This is a genomic window from Pseudomonas laurentiana (genome assembly GCF_014648275.1).
Taxonomy (GTDB): domain Bacteria; phylum Pseudomonadota; class Gammaproteobacteria; order Pseudomonadales; family Pseudomonadaceae; genus Aquipseudomonas; species Aquipseudomonas laurentiana.
In genome coordinates this window covers 1-637 of record NZ_BMQU01000139.1, presented here as the reverse complement: position 1 = coordinate 637, position 637 = coordinate 1, and the positions used below count along the sequence as shown (strand labels likewise).

Annotated in this window: 1 protein-coding gene; it reads right to left on the bottom strand. The window is 13.5% G+C overall.

Annotated features, from left to right (window positions below; all coding sequences use genetic code 11):
* A partial coding sequence (locus tag IE038_RS25660; protein ID WP_498053056.1) for an NADH-quinone oxidoreductase subunit J occupies positions 1-170 on the bottom strand: 170 nt, incomplete at its 3' end.
* Between the last annotated feature and the right edge of the window lie 467 nt (positions 171-637).

Sequence of the window (637 nt, the reverse complement as noted above, 5' to 3'; positions counted from 1 at the left end):
TTATTTATGAATATTATAGTAAATATGATTAAAATATTTATGGTTTTTATATAAATAAGGAGTTGTGTAGTAGTTATAAAATGGGAATTTGATAGAATATATAATAAAGATATATAAATAAGAATAAATTTTAAGGAAAAGGTTGAAAATATTGGGTTGGGAAGTAATATTATTTTTAGATTTTTTATTAGAAGATTGGATTTTAGAAAAATTAAAAGAAAATTATGTATTGGTTTAGGTAAATTTATTATATTATTAAAATAAGAAAAAATTGAAATTTTTTTTATGATTTTATTAATTTAATTAGGAAATTTGTTTTTTATATGTTTTTAAATAGAGTGAAATTAGAATTTAATGGATGTGAATTGATGTAGATATAATTATTAGTATTAGGTTGTTTTTTTTTTTTTTTTTTTAAAGTGTATTTTTAATTTATTAATTTTAAGAAAGTAATTATGAATATATTATATTAAAAGAATGGGTTTTAATATTTAATATTATTATTATTATATAAATATAATATAAGTTTTTAATTAAATTTTTTATATAAATATAATTTAATAACTTGGAATTTTTTTTTTAATTAAATTGATAGGTTGAAAATATATTTTAGAAAAAAAAAAAGAGAAAATAGTTT